This window comes from Aliiroseovarius marinus (genome assembly GCF_050881025.1).
Taxonomy (GTDB): Bacteria; Pseudomonadota; Alphaproteobacteria; order Rhodobacterales; family Rhodobacteraceae; genus Aliiroseovarius; species Aliiroseovarius marinus_A.
The window spans coordinates 408,866-432,372 of record NZ_JBNNXQ010000003.1; the positions used below are offsets into that span (position 1 = coordinate 408,866).

The following is a 23,507-nucleotide window of genomic DNA, read 5'->3' on the forward strand; positions in this document are numbered from 1 at the left end:
ATATATGCGCGCCTATGCCTTGTCTGTTGTCAAAGCCGCAAGACCGTCCAGTAGGGGGGCAAGCTCTTTGGCATAGGGTTCCCATTTGCCGACCGAGCTTTTGTATAGCGGCTGGCGCACCTGCGCGACAGACAGGGTTTTCACATCCCGCTTGGTCTTGTGGAAATCGAGACAGGCCTCTTCCCATTCCAGCTCGCAAAACGCCAAAAGCTTGCGGATTTCGCTTTCCGGGTCCTCGACCAGCGTTTCATAGCTGATCTCGTGAAGACCTTCGGGGTTCATCTGTCGCCACTGGTCCAGATATTCGGTGTAGAGCCGATAGGTCTCGACCAGATCTTCCTGCGAATAGCTGTAAAGATGCAGCCCGGTCAGAAAGCGGTTTTTCAGGATTGACCACAGGTTATCGCGCGGGTCTCGGCGCAGGGCAACAATCTTGGCGCGTGGCAGGGCCAGCCACACCAAGGGCGCAATCTGATAGGTCGAAATGGTCTTGTCGGTGATCCGGGGCGTAGAGCTTCTCACCCGTTTCGCGGCGGCGGCTTCATATGCGCGCCCCAATGCGGCCAGCTGATCCGGGGTCATATCGCGGATCGTGCCCCCCGCCGCATCGGTCTGGGCGACTTGTGCAAAGCCCAGCGGGTGAAAGATGCCCAGCTCGTCGCCGCCGGTCACCTCGGAGTGGCTGGCAAGGATTTGTTCGACCAGCGTGGTGCCAGAGCGGGGCAGGCCGGTGATGAAAATCGTTTGATTGTCCTGATGCCCAACTGTGCCAAGCCGCGCGGGGTCAAGGCTTTTGGCAAAGGCGGTGAAACGGTCGAAATCCCCTTGCGCCTTGGCCCGGTCGTAGGGCTGCGTGTCGCGCATGATCGCGTTGGCCCCTTCCAGATAGGTCCAGGCGGCCGCGTGATCGCCTTGCTCTTCCATCAGCTTGGTCAGCCCGTAGCCAAGGTCCACGCGGCTTTCAAAAGGCAGATCATCGCGCGCCCAAAGCGCCTTCATCTCCGCCACCAGCGGGTCATCTGCAGCCAGTTTGCGCCCCTGTGCGATCATCCGGTAAATCGTGCCGGATTTCACCCCGCGATCAAGAGCGGCGCGCAGCAGAGTTTCTGCTTCGTCAAACTTGCCGGTCTGCTGTTTCAGATTGGCCGCCAGCGTGACCACGCGCAGACTGTTGGGATCGGCCTTGAGGGCTGCATTGATCGTGGCCTCGGCGCCGTCCAGATCCCCGGTGAGTTTCAGCGCCATCGCACGCAGCGCGCCCGTGTCGCCATTGCGCGGGGTCGAGACCTCCAGCGCGTCCAGATCTTCCAGAGTGCCTGCGCCATCCTCCAGCGTCAGCCGCGCCTGCGCCCGCGTATAAAGGGCCAATGCGTTGCCCGGCGCCTGCGCCAGCAAACGGTCAAGACAGTCCAGCGCTTTGTCAGGCGCGTTGGTGTCATTATAGAGCTTGCCCAGATTGCCCAGCACGATCGGATTGTCTGGGATCAGCGTCCGGGCCTTTTCCAGCACCCCGCGTGCTTCGTCACGGCGGGTTTGTGTCAGCAACAGCTGGCCCAGCTGCGCCAAAGCTTCGGCGTAATCCGGATCGCGTGACAGGGCCGCGCGAAAGGCCGTTTCGGCATCCTGCACGCGCCCCAGCGCGGCCAGTGCCGCCCCCTGAATGGTCAGGATGATCTCATTAGGACCACGTGCGCTCAAAAGCGCGCGCGCCTGTGTTTCGGCCTCTTGGGCTTTGCCCGCATTGACCAGCGCCAAAAGCCCGTCGATTTCGGCCTTTGTGGCATTGCCGGCATCGCGCTGCGTGCCCGTGGCCTTGCCCCGGATCAGATCGCCGATGCGTTTGACCTCTTTGGCGGGCAACTTGGCCGATTTCAACGTGATCAGGGCCGTTTTGCGAAGTGGCTTCGTGCCGTGCTGAGACAGATGGGCCGCATAGGCGGTCCAGACGGTGGCCTCGCCGGGGGCCAGCTTTGCGGCTTTGTCAAAGGCCTTCAGGGCTTTGTCATGCTCACCCATGCGCGCGTGCAGCTGTGCCATCTGAAACGGCACTTCCGCCCGTTTCGGTGCAAGCGCCTGAAGCTGCTTGAAGACGGCAAGCGCGTCGACCGGCTTGCCCGCGCGCGCCAGCCCCATCGCTTTTTGAAACAGGGCCGGGATCTGATTGGAATTCAGTGGCAACATTGGGCGTTCCTGCACCTGTGGGTGGACATTTCCCCCATGGCTAATAGGATGCGGGGCCCATCGCAAGGGCAGGGCGTGCATGACCCGGTTATCTGCCATGTTTTTCCTTGACTTCATGGGCGATCCACCCGATAAGCCGCCACTCCTGCCGGGATTTTCCCGTGCGGGTGTGTTTAACTTTGTGCGCTTCATGGTGAAGCACACGCGCAGTTCGAGGCAAGTGAGGGGATCGTCCCTTCGTCAAACACCGGATCACCCGGGGCCATAGGACGCGGAATATGAAGGAAGATCAAATGTTTGCGGTTCTGAAAACCGGCGGCAAGCAGTATAAGGTCCAGGCTGGCGACGTTTTGCGCGTTGAAAAGCTGGCGGCCGATGCTGGCGAAAAAGTCCAGTTCAACGAGATTCTGATGGTCGGCGCGACCGTCGGCACCCCCACTGTGGATGGTGCAGGCGTTCAGGCTGAAGTCATCGACCAGATCAAAGGCGACAAGGTTATCAACTTTGTGAAACGCCGTCGTAAGCACAGCTCGAAGCGCACCAAGGGTCACCGTCAGCAACTGACGCTCCTGCGCGTGACCGACATCCTGGAAAAGGGTGCCGACAAATCGGGCGTGAAAGCTGCGATTGGTGCAGGTTCGGTTTCGGGCGCTGCTGCTGCGGCCCCGGCCAAGAAAGCCGCTCCGAAGAAAGCCGCGAAAGCAGAGGCACCCGCCGCTGCCGCTGGTTCGGACGACCTGACCGCCATCACCGGTGTCGGCCCCGCCGCCGCCAAGAAGCTGGCCGAAGCCGGCATCACCACCTTCGCCCAGCTTGCGGCCGTTGACGTTGACAGCTTTGACGCTGTTAAAGTTAAGCCCGAGTGGGTTGAGCAGGCCAAATCGCTGGCCTAATCTGAGCTAAGGAGAGATAGCATGGCACATAAAAAAGCAGGCGGTTCATCCCGTAACGGCCGCGACTCAGCCGGTCGTCGCCTTGGTGTTAAGAAATACGGCGGCGAAGCCGTGATCCCGGGCAACATCATCGTGCGTCAGCGCGGCACCAAGATGTGGCCGGGCGCAAATGTTGGCATGGGCAAAGATCACACCATCTTTGCCACCGCCGAAGGCGCCGTCAAATTCCACAAGGGCCTGAAAGGCCGCACCTTTATTTCGGTTCTCCCGGTGGCGGAGGCCGCTGAGTAAGCCGAACCTGACAAGGTTGTGAAAAACCAGGGGCCGGCTGTGATAGCCGGCCCCTTTTCTTTTTGTTTGAAGACCATAGATGCGATTAACCAGTTCTTGAGGGACAAAGGGTAGGGTCCGCGGATCGCCCCAAACCTGAAGAGGTCTGTGCATTCGGCGCTTTTCGAGGAGGGAAAGCCATGAAGCATGTCGAGATAATTAACCAGCCGTCGATTGAAGCCGAGCGGTTCACCCTGCGCCCTGTGCGCCGGTCCGATGCGGGTATGATGGCGCTTTATACAGGCGATGAGCGCGTGGCCATGGGCACGCGGTCGATCCCGCATCCGTTGCCGCCGGGCACCGTTGAGGCGTTTATTGATCGCGCCTTGGCTGAAGACCGGACAGAAGATGTCTGGGTCATGGATGGCGCGGCAAAAGGCCAGCGCGAGGTCTTGGGCGTGATCAGCTTGTCGCATTTGGATCGCGCTCAAAGCCAGTTGGGCTATTGGGTCGCGCCGGGATTTTGGAACGCTGGGCTGGCGTCGGAAGCGGTCATGGCACTGGTCGGTGCGAACCCGCTTGAGAACAAGTCGATATTCGCGGAAGTGTTTCAGGACAACGCGGCCTCGGCCCGTGTGCTGACCCATGCAGGTTTTGAGTATATCGGCGATGCGGAAAGCCATTCGGTGGCACGTGGGGCCAATGTGCCTACATGGACCTACATCAGGAAGATGGGGTAACCCATTGCCATGGCTAAGGAACTCAGGATCAAGGCGGGGCGCTACACACTGCGCCCCCTAAGCGCGGAGCATGGCGATCAGGTGGTGGCGCTGCTTGATGACATCGAGGTTTCCCGATGGCTGACAGTTGTGCCGCACCCGTATACACGCGCGGATTTTGATGGGTTTCTGAGCCACCTTGCCAAGGCTTCACCCATTGGTGGGCTGGCCATCACCGACGGGGCCGAGGTTCTGGGCGTGATCGGGATTGATCCGACGCTGGGCTATTGGCTGGGGCGTAGGTATCAGGGGCGCGGGGTGATGCGACAAGCGGCCAAAGCCCTTGTTGATCATGTGTTTTGCACGACAGATCTGGATCAGATCAGCTCGGGCCATTTTTCGGGCAACCATGGCTCGCGCGCGGTGCTGACCGGGCTTGGGTTTCAGGATACAGGCGTGATCGAAGACACGTTTTGCCAATCACGCAACTGCCCGGAAAAGCTGATGAAATTGCGCCTGACCCGCGATGAGTGGGAGGCGGCGCAATGATGACGCGGCTTGTCACGGACCGGTTGATGATGCGCCGCTGTCAGTCGTCGGATTTCGAGGCGATGCTGGAATTGGTCTCAGATCTCGACGTGGTGCGCAACACCGCCACATGGCCGCATCCGGCTGATCCCGACCTGACACGCACGCGCTGTGTGCCGTTTGACCCTGAGCTGGGCATGGTTGGGGTGGTCTGCAAGGCGGGTGTTGTGATTGGCTCGATGGGGTTGGCGGCGAAGCCGGATGAGGCGCCGCAACTGGGGTATATGTTCGCCGCCAAACATTGGGGGCAGGGGTATGCCACTGAAATGGGGTGCGCGCTGATCGATCATTGTTGGGCGCGCTACGACTGGCCCTTGATCCGTGCAGATGTATTTGCCGACAACCCCGCGTCGGCGCGCGTGTTGGAAAAGCTGGGCTTTGAAGAGCTGGCCGCCACAACCGGCCATAGCGTGGCGCGCGACGCGACGGCGCCGTTGCGCAATTTCCGGCTTTTGCGACCACAGGGCTGATCAAAAGCCCTGCGGGCCATGGCTCTCCTCTTGAGACTTGCCCAAATTCCCTCTATCGCCTGTGACAAAGCAGAAAGGCGCGTGACATGAAATTCCTCGATCTCGCAAAGGTCTATATCCGTTCAGGCTCTGGCGGCGGCGGTTGCGTGTCATTTCGGCGCGAGAAATACATTGAATATGGCGGTCCCGATGGCGGCGATGGTGGCCGCGGTGGATCGGTCATTGTCGAGGTGGTCGACGGGCTGAACACGCTGATTGATTTCCGCTATCAGCAGCATTTCTTTGCCGGAAACGGCCGCCCCGGCATGGGGCAGCAACGCACCGGCGCGGATGGCGATGACATTGTCCTGCGCGTGCCCGTGGGCACCGAGGTGCTTGATGAGGACGAAGAGACCGTTCTGGCCGATATGACCGAGGTCGGGCAGCGCTTCGTGATCGCCAAGGGCGGCAATGGTGGCTTTGGCAACCTGCATTTCACCTCGTCCACCAACCGCGCCCCGCGCCGGGCCAATCCCGGTCAGCCGGGCATTGAGCGCACCATCTGGCTGCGTTTGAAACTGATCGCGGATGTGGGGCTTTTGGGCCTGCCCAATGCAGGGAAATCGACCTTTCTGGCGGCGACCTCGAACGCGCGGCCCAAGATTGCGGATTACCCGTTCACCACGCTGCACCCCAATCTGGGCGTTGTGGGCGTGGATGGGGCCGAATTTGTCGTGGCCGACATTCCGGGCCTGATCGAAGGCGCCTCCGAGGGGCGTGGGCTGGGCGATCTGTTCCTGGGTCACGTGGAACGCTGCGCCGTGTTGCTGCATCTGGTGGATGGCACGGCAGAGGATGTGGTCGCGGATTACCAGACCATCATCACCGAGATCGAAAACTACGGCGACATCCTTGGCGGCAAGCCGCGCGTGACGGTTCTGAACAAGGTTGATGCGCTGGATGACGAGGAACGGGCTGAAAAACAGGCAGCACTTGAGGCCGTCGCCGGTCCTGTGATGCTGATGTCTGGGGTGGCCAAACAGGGCACCACGGATGTGCTGCGCAGCTTGCGCAAGGAAATCTCGGATGATCGCGTCCGTCAAAAGCCCGTCGAGGACGAAGAAAAGTGGCAGCCCTGAAGTCAGCAAAACGCATTGTTGTCAAAATCGGTTCGGCGCTTCTGGTCGATGCCGGTACGGGCGCTCTGAAAGCCAACTGGCTTGCGTCACTTTGCGCGGATGTGGCGCGATTGAAGGCGCGCGGGGCGGATGTTGTATTGGTGTCCTCGGGCTCCATCGCGCTGGGGCGCGGGGTTCTGGGCTTGCCGCAAGGCACCTTGCCGCTGGAACAATCACAGGCCGCCGCCGCCGTGGGGCAAATCCGGCTGGCACGCGCCTATGAAGAGGCGCTGGGGCCGCTTGGTGCGGTCACCGCGCAGGTTCTGGTCACTCTGGAAGACAGCGCTGACCGCCGCCGCTACCTAAACTCGCGCGCGACGCTCGAGACGCTTTTGTCCATGGGCGTTGTGCCCATCGTGAATGAAAATGACACCGTCGCCACCGATGAAATTCGCTTTGGCGACAACGATCGGCTGGCCGCGCAGGTCGCGGTGACCATTGGCGCGGATCACCTTGTGCTCTTGTCGGATGTGGATGGTTTCTATTCGGCCAATCCGAAAGATGACCCCAGCGCCACCCGCTATGACGTGGTGGACAACATCACACCGGAAATCGAGGCCATGGCAGGGGACGCGGGCACCGGCCTGTCGAAGGGCGGCATGAAAACCAAGGTGATGGCTGCGAAAACCGCCGTTGGGGCGGGCTGTGCCATGACCATCACCGAAGGGTCGCGTATGAACCCGCTGGTGGCGCTGGAAGAGGGTGCGCCTGCGACCGTGTTCACCGCGCGCACAGACCCGAAAGCTGCCCGCAAGATCTGGATCGCTTCGATGAAACCACAAGGTCGGCTGGTTTTGGACGCGGGCGCCGCGCGCGCGCTGATGTCCGGCAAATCGCTGTTGCCAGCCGGCGTGACAGGGGTCGAAGGCGCGTTTCTGCGCGGGGACCCGGTTGATATTTATGGGCCTGATGACACGCATCTGGGGGCGGGCCTTACGCGCTATACCGCTGCCGAGGCCCGTGCGATCAAGGGTAAAAGGTCCGATCAGATTGATGCGATCCTGGGCTATCCAGGACGATCAGCCTTGGTGCATAGAGACGACATGTCTCTTTAATAACAATTGGCAATACGGCAAACTTAAAGGGAAAAGAAAGATGAGCGACGACATCAAATCGATGATGACCGACATTGGAACGCGCGCCCGTGCGGCCGCCCGAAAGCTCGCTTTTGCCCCAGCCCAAGCCAAAGAAAAAGCGCTGATGGCGGCTGCCGATGCCTGTTGGGCGCGGCGCGCCGAGATCATTGCCGCCAATGAAAAAGACATGGTGTTTGGGCGCGAAAAAGGTCTGTCAGATGCGATGATGGACCGTTTGATGCTGGACGAGGACCGCATCAAGGGCATGTGCGACGGGCTGCGGGCCGTGGCCGCGCAGGATGATCCGGTGGGTGCCGTGATGGAGGAATGGGATCGTCCCTCGGGCCTTCATATCAAACGGGTGCGCACGCCTTTGGGCGTGATCGGTGTGATTTATGAAAGCCGCCCCAACGTGACGGCGGATGCCGGCGCGCTTTGCTTGAAATCGGGCAATGCCGTCATTCTGCGCGGCGGGTCTGAAAGCTTTCACTCCGCCTCGCTGATCCGGGATTGCCTGGTCGAGGGGCTGCGCGCCGCAGGCCTGCCTGAAGACGCCATCCAGCTGATCCCGACGCGCGACCGCGCGGCTGTGAAAGAGCTTTTGACCATGACCGAACATGTGGATGTGATCGTGCCGCGGGGCGGCAAAGGGCTGGTCGGGCTTGTGCAACGCGAGGCCCGCGTGCCGGTTTTTGCCCATCTGGAGGGCATCGTGCACATCTATATCGACAAGGCGGCTGATGCGCAGAAAACGCTCGATGTGGTGCTGAACGCAAAGACGCGGCGCACGGGCATCTGCGGGGCCGCGGAATGCCTGTTGATTGACCGCGCCGCGCTGGAACTGGGTCAGAGCGTCCTTGATGCGCTGATGAGCGCTGGGGTCGAAGTGCGCGCGGGCGAGGGTCTGAAGGGCTCGGTTGCGGCGACGGATGAGGACTGGGGCAAAGAGTATCTGGACAGCATCATCGCGGCGCGTGTGGTGGATGGGGTTGCGGGCGCGATCGCGCATATCAACAGCCATTCCTCGTCTCATACCGATGCCATCATGACCGAAGATGACGCCACCGCAGACCGTTTCTTCACGGAAATCGACAGTGCGATCCTGATGCGCAATGCCTCGACCCAATTTGCCGATGGTGGCGAGTTTGGCATGGGGGCGGAAATCGGAATTGCCACCGGCAAGATGCATGCACGCGGGCCAGTGGGCGCGGTTCAGCTGACCTCGTTCAAATATATTGTCGAAGGCGACGGCACGATCCGCGCCTGAGCATGCCATCGGCCTGGAGCCTGATATGACCGACGAAAAAGCCGCCTGATTGGGCGGCTTTTTTTAGTTAGCATATTGGCTCAGAATTCAACGTTGATTGAGTGATCTGCCAATGTCACCCCGGCGATGCGCCCCTGACGGGCAAGTTCCGGTGCCATCAGCGCAAAATGCACCTGCGCCGGCGGCACATCTGTGGACCCATCGGGGGTGGAAATCAACGACCATAGGTCATGATCTATCTTCAGCTTGTCCGCTTCCCCCAAAACCTGCCAATGTCCATCGTCGCAGGACACGCGGATATGTCCGCCCCAAGGCATTGCGGTCTCAAAGCATTGAAGCGCAAGAAAGGCCAGTTTGACACCGCCGCGCGGCTGGTCGCCCGTGGGCTGCCAGTCGACCTCGATCTTGCGGCCGTCAACGCCGGGGGCCAAGACGCTGCGAATCTCGTTTTCACTGACCCGCTGATCACCGGCGGCAGACCCAAAAGAGATGCGAAAATAGCGGATACGCAGGTTGGCATTGGTCACGCTTTCCGAAATCAACGCCATTTCCGGACTGTCCGTCATGCCCGCCATTTGCAAAAGCTCTACCCCATTGCCGATGGCGCCCAAAGGGCTGATAAGGTCGTGGCAGATACGGGAGCCGATCAGGGCGGTCAGATCGCGGTCGTGTTCAGTCATGGATTAGGCCTTAAAAGGGGAAAGTGATATGGGATTGGGAGCCGTTCTTGAGCCGGGCATGCTGGTGCGCCACCCCGACAAGCCCGATTGGGGGCTGGGTCAGGTGCAGTCCAATATTGGCGGCAAGATTACCGTGAATTTCGAACATGCCGGGAAACGTGTCATCCTGATTGAGCATGTGGATCTTTTGCCTGTCTTTGATGGCCCGCAACCTTGACGGGATGTAATTGCTGCAAAACAACCCTACCGCTAGGCGGGTTGCGTTGCAATTGTCGCGTTTCAGTCATAGAAGCCAGAGACGTTTAACAAATGGTTAACCAAGCCGGTTCAAGATGACGCAGCCCCAATTTGAAATGCGCCTGGCACGGGACGACGCTGACCTGATTGCCGCTCAGAAGCTGCGCTATGATGTGTTCGTGCGCGAATTGGGCAGCGACGGGGCGCTGGTGGATCACGCGGCGGGGCTGGAACGGGATGCCTATGACCCGTTTTACGATCACCTTTTGCTGTTTGATGCCGCTCGGGATGGCCGTCCCTGTGTCGGCGTTTATCGTCTTTTGCGCGGGGATCGCGTGGGTCAGCCTGATGGGCCGGACAGCTTCTATTCCGCCGCGGAATATGACCTGTCACCACTTGAGGCGTCGGGGCGCAACCTGTTGGAACTCGGGCGGTCTTGCCTACACAAAGACTATCGCGGCGGTATGGCGATGATGCATCTGTGGGGCGGCTTGTCAGACTATGTCGAAGCGCATGGGATCGAAATTCTGTTCGGTGTCGCCTCGTTTCACGGAACGGAAGTTGCGCCCATCCGCGAGGCCCTGTCGCTGCTTCATCATCGCCATCTGGCTCCGCCTGAGTTGCGCGTGCGCGCCCGAGACGCGGCCTTTCAGCCAATGAACCTTGTGCCCGAGGACCAGATCAACCGGCCTGCCGCAATGCGCGCGGTGCCGTCCCTGATCAAGGCCTATCTGCGCCTTGGCGGCTTTGTGGGCGAGGGCGCATTTGTGGATCACGCATTCAACACCACCGATATCTGCCTGATCATGGATGTCACGCAGATCAGCAAGACCCATAAATCCATCTACAGTTCAGGACGGCGGATATGACGGATAGTTGGCAGGCCCAGGCAGAACCGCACAGCTTTACCCCCGGTGGGGCCGATTATTTGCGCATTGTCGCGCGCGGGGTGCCGCTTGGCCTGTTGGTGTTTGGGGGGCTTTTGCTGTTGTTGTTGGTTCGGCTGGTCGAACGTCCCATCTTTGGCGTCAAACGCCCGCTCACGCCGCATATCACGCAGTTTGTCTGTCGCACGGCCTTTGTGATCATGGGCATTCCTTTTTCCACCACCGGCCGCCCGATGCGGGAGAAGGGCGCGGTGGTGGCCAATCACGCGGGCTGGCTGGACATTTTTTCGCTGAACGCCCGCAAACGGGTGTATTTCGTTTCAAAAGCCGAAGTGGCCCGCTGGCCGGGCATCGGCTGGCTGGCGCGGGCCACGGGCACGGTCTTCATCAACCGGGATCGGCGCGAGGCCACCCAGCAGATCGAGCTGTTTCGCAGCCGCCTGTCTGCCGGGCACAAACTGTTGTTCTTTCCCGAAGGGACGTCCTCGGACAGTCGCCGGGTATTGCCTTTTAAATCAACGCTTTTCGCCGCGTTCTTCACGCCGGAATTGCGGGATTTCATGTGGGTGCAGCCGGTCACCTTGCGCTATGTCGCCCCAAGCGGCACGGATCCGCGATTTTATGGCTGGTGGGGCGATATGGAGTTTGCGCCGCATCTGCTGCAAACCTTGGCCGCGCCACGTCAGGGACGGGTGGAGCTGGTCTATCATAAGCCGGTCAAAGTCTCGGATTTTGCCAACAGAAAAGCGCTTGCGGCCCATTGCGAGGCCGCCGTGCGCGCGGGCCTGGCAGAGCTGAATGTTGAACGGGATGGCCCGGCGGGTTAACCGCGCATGGCCGACAGCAAACGGCCCAGCGTCGCGACCGGATCATCGCTGCGCCAAATCTCTTCCCCGATGGCGAAGAAATCCGTGACCGGGGTCAGGGCGCGAATGGTGTCTTCATCCAAGGCACCTTCGGCCACAATCGGCACTTCGATCATCTGGCTCCACCATGAAAAAAGCTCAGGCTCTGCGCGGCTGCCATCGCCCAGCGCCGTGGCCCCGGCCGGACCAAAACTGACGTAGTCAGCCCCCACTTCGCCCGCGGTCATGCCGTCATGGCGCGAGGCAGCGCAGTAAGAGCCGACAATCGCATCACCGCCCAGATCGTCACGGGTGGCGCGCACGCGCCGCGCGCCGTCGCCCAGATGCACGCCATCCAGTCCAAGACGTTCCACAAGCAGCGCATGTTCCGAAATCACGATCGGCACGTCGCGCGCATGCGCCACTTCGCGACAGGCGTCAGCGGCGCGCATGATCCGGTCTTCGTCACTGGTAGACAGCGTCAGGCGAAGGCAGGCCGTGTCATAAGTGTCCAGCACCTGCGCAAGCAGTTCGGGAAAGCCCATCAATTCAATCTCGGGCGGGGTCACCAGATACAGCTGGGGAAACTCGATCTCGGCGGACATGGCGCAATCCTTCCTGTGACTTGCTTGCGCGTTTCATAGCCGTGTTTTGCGCCAATGCAAGGGCTTGCCCGGCGGGGCTTTCACAATTTGGGCTATTTGGCAGGCAGGGCGCCCACGAAATCAACCGACAGACGCAAAAGCTCGGCGCGGGTGGCATCATCGGCCATCGCGTCGTCCGTGGCATCAATGAAGCCTCCCATGGGCCGCCCGGTAAAGGTCATCTTGCGCGCGCCGGGCAGGGCAAGGGCGGCCTCTTCATTGTCCTTGCCCACCCGATACATCGCCCCATCTTTATGCACGCCGCACAGCATATTGCCCCTGAGCATGAAGGCGATCCCGCCAAACATCTTCTTTTCCGAAAGCCCTTCAAGCGCGCCGATATCGTCCTTGAGCACTTCGTAAATTCCCTGATCAATGGCCATCTTGCCCTCACTGACTTGCTCTGTCCTGCGTGGAAGCGTATCACGCGGCCAGCCAAAAGGAAGATACGTCATGTCCACGCCCGAGACGCCCGAAATGGGACCGCAACCCGAGATCGTGCTGGTGCGCCCGCAGATGGGCGAAAACATCGGAGCGGCGGCGCGTGCGATGCTGAATTTCGGGCTGGAGCGGATGCGAGTCATTGCCCCGCGTGACGGCTGGCCCAACCCGTCTGCTGTGGCGCTGGCGTCGGGTGCCGGACGGGTGCTGGATGGGGCGGGTGTCTTTGACACGCTGGCCGATGGGATCGGCGATTGCGACTACATCTATGCGACCACGGCCCGCTCGCGGGACCTGGCCAAGCCGATCCTAAGCCCCGAACAAGCCATGGCCGAGGCCCGCGCCATGCGTCTGGCGGGCAAGAAGGTTGCGGTGCTGTTTGGCCCGGAACGCACGGGGCTTGAAAATGACGAGGTCGCACGGGCCAACGCGCTGATTTCGGTGCCGGTGAACCCGGAATTTGCCTCGCTCAATCTGGCGCAATGTGTGCTTTTGACCGCCTATGAATACCGCCGTGCCAGCTTTGAGGTGACGCCCGAGCTGATGGAATGGGCCGGCAGCGACCGTGCCAGCGCCATCGAGGTGGAGAAACTGGCTGAACACTACGAGGCTCGGCTGGACGAGGCCGGGTATTTCTTCCCCGAAACCAAGGCTGAAACCATGAAGATGACCCAGCGCAACATGTGGTCACGGCTGGGGCTGAGCCGCCTGGATGTGCAGATGTTTCACGGTATCCTGCGTCAGTTGCTGCGGGACCGCTGATAGGCGGCGCGCGGCCTGTTAAGGTCGCGAGGAACGGCCATTTCGGGAGCCTTCGAGCGGTTTGGACGTCGGGATCTGTGAGCAATCAACATGATTTTCGGGCAGTGTCGCCTTGTCGCGCAAAGTCCGAATTCCCCCGGCGATGCGACGAAAACCCACCTATTCAAAAGTTCAGATTTGAGCTAATTTAACATCGATTTTCTAAGGGGTGTGGGGGTTCATTGTGGAACTGATTCTTTTGTTTTTTTCGTTGCTTGGCATCGGTGCGGTCGTGGAATTGGGTGGCGACGACGATGATGACGGCAAAGACGCCGGGAATTCATCCGACGCACAGAATACGCCAACTCAAAATACACCATCACAAAAAGGTACGCCGCTTGAAAATATCATGCGCGGTGGGGCGGATGATGACCGTCTGGAAGGCAGCCGTGATGATGATCTGATTTATGGCGCCGAAGGCAATGATTTCATCCATGGCGGTGCCGGAAATGATGTGCTCGCCGGTGGCGCCGGGCTCGACAAGCTGCATGGCGGTCTGGGAGATGACGAAATTGACGGCGGGTCTGGGGATGACCGGATTTGGGGGTCCGACGGTGCAGATGAGATTTTCGGGGCAGATGGTGCAGATCAGCTTAACGGTGACGCCGGTCAGGACCGTATCTTTGGTGGGAATGGTCAGGATGACATCGGCGGCGGCGATGGCGATGACTTTCTTCAGGGCGGTGCTGACAATGACCGGATTTGGGGTGGCACCGGCAATGATACCCTGTCGGGCGGAGATGGTAATGACTTTCTAGATGGCCGTGCAGGCAACAACCAAATTGACGGCAACGCAGGAAATGACCTGCTCTATGGCGGGTCCGGTGATGATCTGCTGCGGGGAGGTGACGGCCATGACCGTATTAGTGACAGGTACGGCAACAATATCCTGTCGGGCGGAGACGGTGGTGACTGGCTGCATGCCGGGGCCGGCCAGGACGAACTTGACGGCGGTGACGGGGGTGACCTTTTACACGGTGGCGATGGTCAGGACATCCTGAATGGTGGGGCTGGAAATGACAGAATGTCAGGCGGTGGGATGAACGACATTGTCGTTGGCGCGGCAGGGGATGACATCGTCAGCGGCGGCGAGGGCGACGACCAAGTGGACGGCAATGAAGGAAATGACACGCTCTATGGCGGGTCCGGTGATGATCTGCTGCGTGGAGGTGTCGGCAATGACATTCTGAATGGCGGTACAGGTTCCAATATCATGGAAGGCGGTGCCGGGAACGATATTCTGGGCCGTACAACCGAAAATATCGATGTGGATACTCATGGGTATACAGTGCTGGATGAGGGAAGCGATGATCCAACGCTTGGCAGTGTTCTGGATGGCGGCGACGGCGACGACACATTGTATGGGTATGGCAATGACCGCTTGACCGGCGGTGAGGGCAGTGACCAGTTCATTGTCGAGGATGAAAACTCGACAACGCGCGCGGGCGGGGCAACGATCACCGATTTCAACCCGGCCGAGGATACACTGCGTATTGAAATTACCGCGGCTGATGGGCTTGATCCCTCGGCCGGGTTCACGCTGGAAGACTGGCCAGAGGGCAATGGCACCATTGTGCGGCTGGATGGCGTTCTGTGCGTGCGGCTGGAAGGCATTGCGCCGGTGGATATTGATCCGACAAGTTTTGAGATATTTTAGACGACTAATTTGGTACTTTGACCGGACCTGACAGGGCGGTAGCAGCTTGGACCTCATTGCAACCGGTACGGGCGGCGATCTTGTCACTGGTGGAGCCGGAGATGATTTTATTTTTTCTCTTTGGGGGCGCCGGAAATGTATTTCAAGGCGACGACGGCAATGATCGTTTGATCCTTATTGGCGGTACGGGTTCCATCGACGGAGGTGAAGGCGATGATTTCGTGAAACTGGAATATGGGTAAGGCGCGGCCCATGGTGGAAATGGCAATGACATCGTGCGCGTGTTTGAACGCGCGGATACGTCCAAAATTGAAGATACCGGCGCGCCGTTTCTGACAGCATCAAGGGCGCGGGCAATGACGTGGTGCGCGCCGTGGGCACGAATGCTTTGGCCGATGGTGGTGCCGGTGATGATGAGGTGGTGTTTGAAGAAGGCGCGGACGCCATCGGTGGCAACGGATCGGACACGTTTTACTACATTGCTGAACCGCTTGATGGTCAAGCGCATGAAATCAGCACCATACAGGACTTTGACCCTGCCGAAGATCATCTGGAGATTCAGTATATCAGTGGAGAATTCGCGCCGGAAATGGTCTTTATATTCGAAGACTGGGCTGATGGGCAGGGGGCAAATGTGCTGATAAATGGAGAGCTCGCCATCCGCGTGGCTGGAGGGGCCGGCCTGACCGGAGCAGATGTGACGTTCATTACATGACCGCGCCCTCTGCATAACGGACAACAACGCGACGCCCCCCGTGCTATTGACCGCGGGAGGGATAGGAAGCGGTGGAGCGGTGGCTCAGCCTGTGTTCAGCCTGTTTTACGCGCTGCACATACCCACAGGACAATCAGCCCAAGCGAGATGATCGCGTTGAAATTGGCCATGGTCAGGTCCAGAAACTCCAGCGGGATCATGTCCGACATGCGCCATGGAATCTCGTCGCAGCGCACCAAGGGGGCTTGATTGATCTGTGCCAGCAGGTCCTCGACCGACAGATCGCCCACGCCGCCGCCTGAACACGAGGCCGGTCCATCCCACCATTTGCGCTCGACACCGGAATGAAAGATGCCAAGCCCGGCAGAAACGGTCATGTTCAGCGCGCCCAACCAGCTGAGCAGGCGCCGTTGTGTGGCCAGCGCAGCACCGCCCAGCACCACGGCAATCGCATGGGGCCAACGCTGCCAAAGGCACATTTTGCAAGGCGCATAGCCCAGCGCCTGAAAGATGAACGCCCCGCCAAGGATGGCGGCGGATGTGGCCGCGGCAAGGACAATCAGCCCTTTGGCTGTGAAACGATCAAGAAAGCTCATAGGAATTTCACCAGATAAAAGCCGCCCAGAAGCAGCACGCAAAACAGGGTGAACATCAGGCCCAGGCGGCGCTCGATGAAGTCGCGGATCGGCGCGCCAAACTTCCACAAAAGCCCCGCCACGATGAAAAAGCGCAAGCCCCGCGCGATCACGCTGGCGATCATGAAGACGGTAAAGTTCAGCCCGGTGGCGCCTGACAGGATGGTGATCACCTTGTAAGGGAAGGGGGTCACGCCCGCGATCAGCACCGCCCATGCGCCCCATTCGTTGTAGCGCGTGGAGAAATCGTCGAAATAGGCGTCTTTGCCGTAAAACTCCAACACCGGGCGCCCGACGCTTTCAAACATCCCCCAGCCGATGAAATAGCCAAACATCCCCCCAACGACTGACGCCGCCAGCGCCACACCCGCGATCACGAAGGCGCGGCTTGGGCGGGCAATGATCATCGGGATCATCAACACATCGGGCGGGATCGGAAAGACCGAGCTTTCCAGAAAGGCCACCACAGCCAGCGCCCAAAGCGCATGGCGCGTGTCCGCCAAACTCATCGTCCAATCGTAAAGTCGCCTGATCATTGGGTTGAAATCCACTGTCTTTGTTCTTGTTCCTGACGAACCATGCGTGGGCCGCGACGTCAAGAGACTGTCGCTTGATTGCGCCGGGCGTGCCGGTAAACTGCTTGTGACTGTGGGCGTATTTGGTGGGAGAAAGCACATGAAATGGCAAGGACGGCGCGGCAGCCGCAATATCGAAGACCGGCGCAGGGCCGGGGGTGGCAAGGCGCAGGTGGGTGGCCTGGGGCTTTTGGCCATTCTGGCCATCGGCTATTTCATGGGCGTCGACGTGACCCCCTTGTTGCAGGGCGGTGGCGTAACGTCTGGCGGCAGCACCGAAATCACCGAGGCCGACCGGCAGGCTGGCGAGTTTGTGTCCGTCACACTGGCCGATACGGAAGAGGTCTGGGCCGATCTGTTTCGCACGCAGGTGGGCAAGGATTACAAGCCCGCCGTTTTGGTGCTGTATAAGGGCGTGACGCAAAGCCCTTGCGGTGGCGCATCGGGGGCGACCGGGCCATTTTACTGCCCCGCGGATCAAAAAGCCTATCTGGACACGGCCTTCTTCACCACTTTGTCACGCCAGTTGGGGGCGAAAGGGGATTTCGCTGCTGCCTATGTGGTCGCGCATGAGATCGCGCATCATGTGCAAAATGTGCTGGGCATCCTCGGTCAGGCCAACCGCATCCGCCAACAGGTCAGCCAAGGCGAAAGCAACGCCATTTCGGTGCGTGTCGAACTGCAAGCCGACTGCTATGCGGGCATCTGGGCCCGCGAGGTGCAGGCCCGTTTTGGCACATTGGAACGCGGTGACATCGCCGAGGCGATGAATGCCGCGCGCAAGATCGGGGATGACACGTTGCAAAAGAGTGCGGGCCGCGTGCCCATGCCGCATACCTTCACCCATGGCACCTCCGAACAACGCGCGCGTTGGTTCGAGCGGGGGTTTGAAACCGGTGACATGCGTGCTTGCGATACATTCTCCGCCGATCGCCTGTGATTCCTTTCGGTTCACAATATGAACCGTTTTGCCGGGCAATTGTTCCCAAAAACCTGAAGGTACACGTGTTAAGTGACTGAAAATAGGTGGGTCTTGAAATGTTGTTGCGCTTGCAACGACTTCTGGCTACAAAAATTTCAGCGACAGGATCAACAAAGCTGACCGTGCGGTCGAAAAAACTTGCACGAGTCACCGGACCCTGCTCTTATTGACAAAGCACCCCGATATCCGGGGCAATGCACGGAATACACGCGTTTTGGGAGGAAACGATATGAATTTCACCATGAAAGCCACTTTGGCCGGAGCCTTCGCACTGGGTCTCAGCGCCACCGCCAGCTTTGCACAGGAAGTGACCCTGCGTTGTCAGCACTTCCTGCCACCGAAAGGCTCGACGCCGCTTTATTTCATGGCGCCCTGGGCTGAAAAAATTGAAAAAGATTCAGGCGGCCGCATCAAGGTTGAACTTTACCCGGCGATGCAGCTGGGCGGCAAACCGCAGGCGCTTTATGACCAGATCCGCGATGGCGTGATCGATTGCGGCTGGGCGCTGCCCGCTTATACGCCGGGCCGTTTCCCGGAAGCCGAAGCTTTTGAACTGCCCTTCATGACCGCCCGCAACGCCGCGGCGTCGTCGAAAGCGGCGTGGGAGTTCTCGGAAAAATACCTGATGGAGCGTATGGGCGACGTCAAACTTCTGGCCACCCACGTGCATGGCCCCGGTGTCATCCACAAAAAAGGCGAGCCAGTCATGGCTCTGGCCGATTTCGAAGGTCTGAAACTGCGCGGCCCGTCCCGTCAGGCCAACGCGCTGTTTGAAACGCTTGGCGCCACGCCCGTGGGCATGCCGCTGCCGACCTTCCCCGAAAGCCTGTCGAAAGGTGTTGTTGAAGGGGGCGTGATCCCGTGGGAAATCGTACCGCCGCTGAAAGTGCATGAACTGGCCGACAGCCACACCGAAATCCCCGGTGACCGCTCGCTTTACAACACCTTCTTCATCTGGGCGATGAACAAGGACACCTATGCGGGCCTGCCTGACGACCTGAAAGCCGTGATTGACGCGAACTCGGGTCTGGAAGCTTCGGCCTGGGCGGGTGCCTCGTTCGACAAGGGTGACGTGATCGGCCGCGAGATTGTGGCAGGTAGCGACAACAAGATCCACGAGCTGGACCCGGCTCTGGTGGCCGAGATCAAAGCCATTGGTGACAAACAGGTGGAAGCCTGGGCCGCTGACATGACCTCGAAAGGTCTGGACGGCGAAGGCATGGTTGCCTACGCAAAAGAGCTTGTTGCCAAGCACGCTGCCCAGTGATCTGGTGAAACTGAACGCTCCGGGTGGCCCCTGTGGTTGCCCGGAGTTTTCTTTCGCGCCCCATAAAGGCGCGCTGGGATGAAAAGGGAAAGGGGGACACCGTGGCCATTGCTAAAAATGCCGAGCTTCGGGTCGGGCGTATCATGGAATTCCTAAGCCGCTGGATGGCTTATTCTGGTGGCGCCGTGTTGGTGGGCATCGCCATGACCACCGTCGTGTCGATCATCGGGCGGGCCCTGTCGGGCTATGGTCTGAGCCCCGTCAAAGGCGACTTCGAGATCGTCGAGATGGGCTGTGCGGTGGCCGTCTTTGCCTTCATGCCCTGGTGTCAGCTGAAACGGGGCCATGTGACCGTGGACATCTTCATCACGCGTCTGCCGGATCGTATCCAGGCACTGCTTGGCTTCATCGGTGACATGTTCCTGACCGGCGCGGCCTTCATTATCCTGTGGCGGCTTTACCTGGGCTTTGGCGAGAAATTTCCCTTCGGCTCGGACGCGCTGCGTGGCGCGCTGGGGCTGGGGTCGAAACCCTTCTTTGCCGAAAGCACCTACGAGCTTGAAGTGCCCCTGTGGATCCCCTTCGGCCTGTGCCTGATCGGCGCAGCATTCTTCCTTCTGGTCGCCACCTATACCATGTGGCGGTCCTTCAACTGGGTGCTTGACGGCAAGGAGCAACACGTATGACCGGCATCGAACTTGCAATTGTCGCCTTTGTGCTGATGCTTCTGGCGATCTTCCTGCGCCTGCCGATTGGTCTGGCCATGGGCCTGACCGGCTTTTTCGGCATCTGGTATATGATGGGCCGGCCCGCGGTCACGCTGAGCCAGCTCAAGACACTCTCTTATGACACGTTCTCCAGCTATTCGCTGTCCATTGTGCCGCTGTTTCTTCTGATGGGGCAGTTCGCGACGAAATCCGGCATGTCCGGGGCGCTCTTTAACGCGGCCTCGGATTGGCTGGGGCACCGCAAAGGCGGGGTTGCGATGGCGGCCGTCGGCGCCTGTGCGGGCTTCGGTGCGGTCTGTGGCTCGTCGCTGGCAACCGCGTCGACCATGGGGCAGGTGGCCCTGCCGGAAATGCGCAAACGTGGCTATTCCGATGCGCTGTCCACGGGCGTTCTGGCTGCTGGCGGCACGCTGGGCATTCTGATCCCGCCGTCCGTTATTCTGGTGATCTATGCGATCCTGACCGAACAGAACATCGTGAAGATGTTCATCGCGGCCCTCGTGCCCGGCATTCTTGCAGCCCTTGGCTATATGCTGACCGTGGCCGTGATGGTGCGCATCAATCCCGACAGCGCCACCACTGCCGATCGCGTGCCCTATCTGCAGCGCTTCAAAACGCTCCTGTCGATCTGGCCCGTTGTGGTCATCTTCGGCCTTGTCATGGGGGGCATCGCGGGCGACTGGAACTGGTCCAAAGTGGGCGTTCAGGCGCTGTTCACCCCGACCGAAGGCGCCGCTGTCGGCGCAGTGGCCACCGGGCTTTACGGGGTGATGACCGGCGGGCTGACCTGGAAAGGCTTTCTGCAAAGCGTGCTGGCGACGGCGCAATCCACCGCCATGATCTTCTTCATCGTGCTGGGTGCAAGCATCTTCAACTCGTTCCTTGCCTTCACCCAGGCCCCGCAATTGCTGGCCGAGTGGGTGTCCAGCCAGGGTTATGCGCCGCTGATGGTGCTTGCGATGATGCTTGTGGCCTACCTGATCTTCGGCTGCGTCATGGACAGCCTGTCGATGATCCTTCTGACCATCCCGATTTTCTATCCGATCGTCGAAGTGCTGGATTTCGGCCTGACCCCGGAAGAAGCCGGCATCTGGTTCGGCATTCTGGCCCTGATCGTGGTCGAGGTCGGGCTGATCACACCACCTGTGGGCATGAACCTCTTCATCATCAACTCGATGGCCCGTGACATCCCGATGAGCGCCACCTATCGCGGCGTCGCCCCCTTTGTGCTGTCTGACCTCATTCGCGTGGTGGTTTTGGTGGCCTTTCCGGGCATCACGCTCTGGCTTGTGGGCGTGCTTTTCTGACGAGATGAAAATATGCGTGGGGCAGGGGCGGAATGCCCGTTGACCTTGCCCCGCGCCTTGGGTAATTCCAACCCAGTGCCCAAGTGGCGGAATGGTAGACGCAGGGGATTCAAAATCCCCCGATGGCAACATCGTGTGAGTTCGAGTCTCACCTTGGGCACCACCGCAGTTTCGCTGGATATCTGAATTACAGTTTCCGAATGCGGACCACCCTCCGACCTCCTTTGCACCTTAAAACTCAATTGTATCGCGGGTGCCGGTTGATCATACTCGGGTCAACATGACGCTTGCGAGGATCAGATGAGCGACCAGAACACACCAGATGAAATGCACCAGCGGGCCGCCGGGCTTTTGCACCTGCGCGGGCAGGGGTTGGCCAAGGGCGATCCTATGGCCCTGCCGATCACCACATCCTCGATGTTTCACTTGCCGGGCGACCCGGATGGCGCGCCGGGATATGGCCGCGTGGACAACCCGACATGGGAAGCTTTGGAGCATGCGCTGGCGCTGTTGGAAGACGCGGAATGCGTGGCTTTTCCCTCTGGCATGGCGGCAATCTCTGCCGCGCTGTTTGCCACGCTGAAAACCGGCGACCGGCTTTTGATCCCGTCAGATGGCTACTATGTCACGCGGGCCTTGGGGGCGGAGTTTCTGGCCGGATTGGGGGTCGAGATCACCGAACGCCCAACCACCGAAATGGCCGAAGCTGACTTGCACAGTTTCGATGTCGTGTTGCTGGAAAGCCCGTCAAACCCCGGGTTGGACCTGTGTGATATCGCTAGGATCAGCAAATCGGTGCGCGCGGGCGGCGGCGTGACGATTGTGGACAACACGACCATGACCCCCTTCGGTCAGCGCCCGCTGGATCTGGGGGCGGATATCGTGGTGGCTTCGGACACCAAAGCCCCCGGAGGCCATTCTGACCTTCTGATGGGCCATGTGGCCACGCGCGATGAAAAACTGCTGGCACGCATGCGCGACTGGCGGAAAATGTCAGGCGCCATCGTGTCCCCGCATGCGGCCTGGGCTTTGCATCGCGGGCTGGAAACACTGGAGCTTCGGTTTACGCGCATGTGTGACAGCGCTGGCTGGCTGGCTCCGCGCCTTGCGGCACATCCTGCCGTGATGTCCCTGCGCTATCCCGGCCTGCCCAAAGACCCATCATATGATCTGGCCCGTCAGCAGATGTCTCATATGGGGTTCCTGATTGGGCTGACACTGGCGGATAAAGAAACCGCAGAGAGGTTTATTGAGGGCTGCCCGCTGTTGCGCCCTGCGACCTCATTTGGGGGCGTACACAGCTCTGCTGAACGGCGCAAAAGATGGGGGGATGAGGTCGCTGACGGCTTCGTGCGCCTGTCTGTGGGCTGTGAACCGAAGCAGGTTCTTGCAGCCGAGATATTGGCGTCACTGGATCGTATCCAGCGCTGAAAAGGGCGGAATATCGGCGCGATTTGCGCCGATCAACGGCCCAGATTTCAGCCGTTTTTGCAGTTTCAGACGGGCCAAAAATGTTTCCGAAAACCTGGTTAAATCGCGCCTGATCGCGGCAGGGAAGACAGGAGTTGATTCGGTTCATATGCCTTCCGGAATGTGTTTTTCTGATCAATTTTTTGCCACATTTCGGCCCTGAAGCGCCAATTTGTGGGGGGAATTCAAAAAAAATGTCACGGTGTTTTCGGGGAAATTGCCTCAATTTTTCCCCAAATTGCAAATGTTCATTGTTCATGCGGTGGAAACACTGAATGGGTTTTCTTCCCGTCTGACGGGAATGCGCGCTGAAAGGGCAACTTGGGGATTTCCACGAATTTCGCGCAAATCCAGTGCAAATCACCAAAACCGCGCCTTTTGGGTATGTTTTTGGATGAAAACATTCGCTCAAACCGAGAAACAATTTACCAAGGGGTAACTTAGGTTAACAAAGGCTCAAAAGAGTCAGCTGCCCGTTTCATCCTGCCTCTTAGGTCAGTTTGTCTCTTTGGATCGCCCTGTTTTTGCTCTATATTCAATCCTGCCCAACTGGGGGGCGATGTCTGAAAAGGCCATGGGGGCGGCCGCACGATAAGCCACGATTTGCCGTGGTGGAGAGTGTGTGCCGTGACTGCTGGTGTGGTAGCGGCAACCGGATTTCCGGTGATGAACCTGTGCGTTCGTCATCCAATCCGCTGGTCCTCTTTGGACCCATTCTCTCCTGGATAGGCAAAGTGTGTGCGAGTGCGGGTCGCCCGGCCTGACGTCGCCCTGCTTCTGGTGAAGGCAGGTAGCGTTTGGAGAGAAGGACAACGACATGATGGTTTCGTTTGAAACAAAGCTGGAAGGCAGTGGGATGGGTGCAAGCCCGCTTCATGTCCTGCCTCTTCGTCCAAATACATATGAGCATAACAAGTTCCAGCGGATTGAAGCTGGCGCGTACAAGACTGACCGCATGAGCGATGACGCCGAAAAAGGCGCAGCAGAAGCGGACCTGAGCAAGGGGATTAACTGA

The 23,507-nt window shown here is 59.6% G+C and carries 27 protein-coding genes and 1 tRNA gene; 22 read left to right on the plus strand and 6 right to left on the minus strand.

The annotated features are described in order from the left end of the window. Nucleotides 1-12 precede the first annotated feature (12 nt). The gene (locus ACRY08_RS11225) at nucleotides 13-2,181 is read right to left on the minus strand and encodes a tetratricopeptide repeat-containing sulfotransferase family protein (protein ID WP_432450012.1); all 2,169 of its coding nucleotides are present in this window, start codon (nucleotides 2,179-2,181) and stop codon (nucleotides 13-15) included. 293 nt (nucleotides 2,182-2,474) lie between these two features. Between ACRY08_RS11225 and ACRY08_RS11230 the strand changes: the two genes are divergently transcribed. From ACRY08_RS11230 to ACRY08_RS11265, 8 genes are all read left to right on the plus strand, one after another. Beyond that, entirely contained in the window at nucleotides 2,475-3,074 is a 600-nt protein-coding gene (locus tag ACRY08_RS11230; protein WP_432450282.1) for a 50S ribosomal protein L21, read from the plus strand. A 21-nt stretch (nucleotides 3,075-3,095) separates the two neighbouring features. Then, nucleotides 3,096-3,365, plus strand: coding sequence for a 50S ribosomal protein L27 (gene rpmA / locus ACRY08_RS11235; RefSeq protein ID WP_432450013.1), 270 nt, complete (start codon nucleotides 3,096-3,098; stop codon nucleotides 3,363-3,365). Between the two features lie 179 nt (nucleotides 3,366-3,544). Further along, nucleotides 3,545-4,084, plus strand: a complete 540-nt coding sequence (locus ACRY08_RS11240; RefSeq protein ID WP_432450014.1) for a GNAT family N-acetyltransferase — start codon at nucleotides 3,545-3,547, stop codon at nucleotides 4,082-4,084. A gap of 9 nt (nucleotides 4,085-4,093) precedes the next feature. Further along, nucleotides 4,094-4,612, plus strand: a complete 519-nt coding sequence (locus ACRY08_RS11245) for a GNAT family N-acetyltransferase (RefSeq protein ID WP_432450015.1) — start codon at nucleotides 4,094-4,096, stop codon at nucleotides 4,610-4,612. Then, nucleotides 4,609-5,121 carry a GNAT family N-acetyltransferase gene (locus ACRY08_RS11250; RefSeq protein WP_432450016.1) on the plus strand — a complete coding sequence of 171 codons (513 nt, stop codon included), beginning with the start codon at nucleotides 4,609-4,611 and terminating at the stop codon, nucleotides 5,119-5,121. Before ACRY08_RS11245 ends, ACRY08_RS11250 begins: the two co-directional genes overlap by 4 nt. A gap of 86 nt (nucleotides 5,122-5,207) precedes the next feature. Next, the gene (gene obgE / locus ACRY08_RS11255; protein ID WP_432450017.1) at nucleotides 5,208-6,239 is read left to right on the plus strand and encodes a GTPase ObgE; all 1,032 of its coding nucleotides are present in this window, start codon (nucleotides 5,208-5,210) and stop codon (nucleotides 6,237-6,239) included. After that, nucleotides 6,227-7,333: a glutamate 5-kinase gene (gene proB, locus ACRY08_RS11260; RefSeq protein WP_432450018.1), complete on the plus strand. Its 1,107-nt coding sequence runs from the start codon at nucleotides 6,227-6,229 to the stop codon at nucleotides 7,331-7,333. The genes obgE and proB overlap by 13 nt, the downstream gene beginning before the upstream one ends. A gap of 40 nt (nucleotides 7,334-7,373) precedes the next feature. Next, nucleotides 7,374-8,621 (plus strand): glutamate-5-semialdehyde dehydrogenase, encoded by a 1,248-nt coding sequence (locus tag ACRY08_RS11265; RefSeq protein ID WP_432450019.1) that lies wholly within the window; start codon nucleotides 7,374-7,376, stop codon nucleotides 8,619-8,621. An 80-nt stretch (nucleotides 8,622-8,701) separates the two neighbouring features. On the opposite strand, the gene ACRY08_RS11270 is transcribed toward ACRY08_RS11265, so the two are convergent. Continuing rightward, entirely contained in the window at nucleotides 8,702-9,301 is a 600-nt protein-coding gene (locus tag ACRY08_RS11270) for a histidine phosphotransferase family protein (RefSeq protein ID WP_432450020.1), read from the minus strand. A gap of 28 nt (nucleotides 9,302-9,329) precedes the next feature. On the opposite strand from ACRY08_RS11270, the gene ACRY08_RS11275 reads away from it, so the two are divergent. From ACRY08_RS11275 to ACRY08_RS11285, 3 genes are all read left to right on the plus strand, one after another. Continuing rightward, on the plus strand, nucleotides 9,330-9,518 hold the full coding sequence (locus ACRY08_RS11275) for a DUF3553 domain-containing protein (RefSeq protein ID WP_432450021.1): 189 nt from the start codon (nucleotides 9,330-9,332) through the stop codon (nucleotides 9,516-9,518). A 115-nt stretch (nucleotides 9,519-9,633) separates the two neighbouring features. After that, nucleotides 9,634-10,407, plus strand: a complete 774-nt coding sequence (locus tag ACRY08_RS11280; protein WP_432450022.1) for a GNAT family N-acetyltransferase — start codon at nucleotides 9,634-9,636, stop codon at nucleotides 10,405-10,407. Beyond that, on the plus strand, nucleotides 10,404-11,252 hold the full coding sequence (locus tag ACRY08_RS11285) for a lysophospholipid acyltransferase family protein (protein WP_432450023.1): 849 nt from the start codon (nucleotides 10,404-10,406) through the stop codon (nucleotides 11,250-11,252). The genes ACRY08_RS11280 and ACRY08_RS11285 overlap by 4 nt, the downstream gene beginning before the upstream one ends. Here the strand turns inward: ACRY08_RS11285 and ACRY08_RS11290 are convergent. Both ACRY08_RS11290 and ACRY08_RS11295 read right to left on the minus strand, forming a co-directional pair. Then, entirely contained in the window at nucleotides 11,249-11,875 is a 627-nt protein-coding gene (locus ACRY08_RS11290; protein WP_432450024.1) for a thiamine phosphate synthase, read from the minus strand. The two genes, ACRY08_RS11285 and ACRY08_RS11290, sit on opposite strands and share 4 nt — an antisense overlap. A gap of 92 nt (nucleotides 11,876-11,967) precedes the next feature. Next, nucleotides 11,968-12,369 (minus strand): TfoX/Sxy family protein, encoded by a 402-nt coding sequence (locus tag ACRY08_RS11295; RefSeq protein ID WP_432450025.1) that lies wholly within the window; start codon nucleotides 12,367-12,369, stop codon nucleotides 11,968-11,970. Between ACRY08_RS11295 and ACRY08_RS11300 the strand changes: the two genes are divergently transcribed. The 4 genes from ACRY08_RS11300 (at nucleotide 12,368) to ACRY08_RS11315 (ending at nucleotide 15,528) form a co-directional block, all read left to right on the plus strand. After that, entirely contained in the window at nucleotides 12,368-13,117 is a 750-nt protein-coding gene (locus tag ACRY08_RS11300; RefSeq protein WP_432450026.1) for an RNA methyltransferase, read from the plus strand. The two genes, ACRY08_RS11295 and ACRY08_RS11300, sit on opposite strands and share 2 nt — an antisense overlap. A gap of 223 nt (nucleotides 13,118-13,340) precedes the next feature. Further along, a complete protein-coding gene (locus ACRY08_RS11305) occupies nucleotides 13,341-14,813 on the plus strand; it encodes a calcium-binding protein (RefSeq protein ID WP_432450027.1) in 1,473 nt (490 codons plus the stop codon). 17 nt (nucleotides 14,814-14,830) lie between these two features. Next, nucleotides 14,831-15,055 carry a hypothetical protein gene (locus ACRY08_RS11310; RefSeq protein WP_432450028.1) on the plus strand — a complete coding sequence of 75 codons (225 nt, stop codon included), beginning with the start codon at nucleotides 14,831-14,833 and terminating at the stop codon, nucleotides 15,053-15,055. Between the two features lie 122 nt (nucleotides 15,056-15,177). Beyond that, nucleotides 15,178-15,528, plus strand: coding sequence for a M10 family metallopeptidase C-terminal domain-containing protein (locus tag ACRY08_RS11315; protein ID WP_432450029.1), 351 nt, complete (start codon nucleotides 15,178-15,180; stop codon nucleotides 15,526-15,528). Between the two features lie 95 nt (nucleotides 15,529-15,623). On the opposite strand, the gene ACRY08_RS11320 is transcribed toward ACRY08_RS11315, so the two are convergent. Together ACRY08_RS11320 and ACRY08_RS11325 are read right to left on the minus strand one after the other, a co-directional pair. Next, a complete protein-coding gene (locus ACRY08_RS11320; protein WP_432450030.1) occupies nucleotides 15,624-16,124 on the minus strand; it encodes a disulfide bond formation protein B in 501 nt (166 codons plus the stop codon). Then, nucleotides 16,121-16,699 carry a YqaA family protein gene (locus ACRY08_RS11325; RefSeq protein WP_432450031.1) on the minus strand — a complete coding sequence of 193 codons (579 nt, stop codon included), beginning with the start codon at nucleotides 16,697-16,699 and terminating at the stop codon, nucleotides 16,121-16,123. The genes ACRY08_RS11320 and ACRY08_RS11325 overlap by 4 nt, the downstream gene beginning before the upstream one ends. Before the next feature lie 139 nt (nucleotides 16,700-16,838). Here ACRY08_RS11325 and ypfJ point away from each other — a divergent pair, with 139 nt between their 5' ends. The 7 genes from ypfJ (at nucleotide 16,839) to ACRY08_RS11360 (ending at nucleotide 23,507) form a co-directional block, all read left to right on the plus strand. Continuing rightward, nucleotides 16,839-17,678: a KPN_02809 family neutral zinc metallopeptidase gene (gene ypfJ, locus ACRY08_RS11330; RefSeq protein ID WP_432450032.1), complete on the plus strand. Its 840-nt coding sequence runs from the start codon at nucleotides 16,839-16,841 to the stop codon at nucleotides 17,676-17,678. A 271-nt stretch (nucleotides 17,679-17,949) separates the two neighbouring features. Further along, nucleotides 17,950-18,987 carry a TRAP transporter substrate-binding protein gene (locus tag ACRY08_RS11335; RefSeq protein WP_432450033.1) on the plus strand — a complete coding sequence of 346 codons (1,038 nt, stop codon included), beginning with the start codon at nucleotides 17,950-17,952 and terminating at the stop codon, nucleotides 18,985-18,987. Between the two features lie 101 nt (nucleotides 18,988-19,088). After that, on the plus strand, nucleotides 19,089-19,673 hold the full coding sequence (locus ACRY08_RS11340; RefSeq protein ID WP_432450034.1) for a TRAP transporter small permease: 585 nt from the start codon (nucleotides 19,089-19,091) through the stop codon (nucleotides 19,671-19,673). Continuing rightward, a complete protein-coding gene (locus ACRY08_RS11345) occupies nucleotides 19,670-21,022 on the plus strand; it encodes a TRAP transporter large permease (protein WP_432450035.1) in 1,353 nt (450 codons plus the stop codon). The genes ACRY08_RS11340 and ACRY08_RS11345 overlap by 4 nt, the downstream gene beginning before the upstream one ends. A 77-nt stretch (nucleotides 21,023-21,099) precedes the next feature. Beyond that, nucleotides 21,100-21,185: transfer RNA gene (locus tag ACRY08_RS11350), tRNA-Leu, on the plus strand. Between the two features lie 137 nt (nucleotides 21,186-21,322). Then, complete coding sequence (locus ACRY08_RS11355) at nucleotides 21,323-22,453, plus strand: cystathionine gamma-lyase (RefSeq protein ID WP_432450036.1); 1,131 nt, start codon at nucleotides 21,323-21,325, stop codon at nucleotides 22,451-22,453. Between the two features lie 856 nt (nucleotides 22,454-23,309). Further along, nucleotides 23,310-23,507, plus strand: a complete 198-nt coding sequence (locus ACRY08_RS11360) for a hypothetical protein (RefSeq protein WP_432450037.1) — start codon at nucleotides 23,310-23,312, stop codon at nucleotides 23,505-23,507.